We start from the raw sequence: 878 nt of genomic DNA on the forward strand, positions 1-878 counted from the left end.
CCGCGCTGCTCTCGCGCGTGCGGGCCGGCTCCCGGGTGGTCGACGCCAAGGCGCTCGGTGCGTTCTACCGCCAGCGGGCCAGCTCGTGGCCGCTGGTGCTGCTCGCCCTCGTCGCGGTGGTCGCCGTCGTGGCCGCCATCGCCACCACGCCGGTGGGCCAGGACTGGTTCGAGGCGCTCGGTGACTGGATCCGGCCCGTCGCCGACGACGTGCGGGGGTGGTTCGCATGAGCCGCGTCCGCAGCGCCGTCGTGGGCGGCTCCCTGATCGCCGTCGGCCTGGCCGTGGGCATCGCCCTCGGCGTCGGCCCGCTGGACGAGGTGGCCAGCGTCCGACCGGCCGCGAAGACCGGCGAGCAGCCGGCCAAGGCGTCCGCGCAGGACCCGGTCGAGTCCGCGTTCGTGGACGAGGCCGGCGACAAGCTGGTCGCCGGTGCGCTGGCCGACCGTCGTGCGCTCGTGGTGACCCTTCCCGGTGCGTCCGACGACGACGCCGAGCGGGTGGCCAAGGCGCTGCAGGCCGCGGGCGCCACGTACACGGGCCGCATCGGCTTCACCGAGCGCCTGCTCGACCCCGCCGAGCGCCAGTACGCCCAGAGCGTCGCGGAGGAGGCGTCGCGCGGCGTCGCCGACGTTCCGGCGTCCGAGGACGTCTACACCCGGGTCGGCGCCGTGCTGGCCCGCGCGTACGTGGGCGGTGAGGACGCCGACGCGAAGGCGACGAGCATCCGCACCGTCGTGACCACCGCCGGCCTCGTCGACCAGGTGCAGGACCCGGAGGGCCGGGCCGAGCTGGTCGTCCTGGTCGGCGGCGGCGAGCGCGACACCGACGACAACGGCTGGGCCGAGGTGGCTCGGCGGCCTGCTCGAGGCGTGGGAC

2 protein-coding genes are annotated in these 878 nt (G+C 76.2%); both read left to right on the top strand.

The genetic code is table 11. The annotated features are described in order from the left end of the window. Positions 1-230: SteA domain-containing protein (locus tag AC2W7G_RS17380; protein ID WP_485869539.1), on the top strand; the 230-nt coding region annotated here is incomplete at its 5' end. After that, positions 227-878 (top strand): copper transporter (locus AC2W7G_RS17385; protein WP_485869540.1); only part of this gene is annotated, 652 nt, incomplete at its 3' end. The genes AC2W7G_RS17380 and AC2W7G_RS17385, both read left to right, overlap by 4 nt.

It is taken from the genome of Aeromicrobium sp. PFPM2_SD2 (assembly GCF_057364525.1).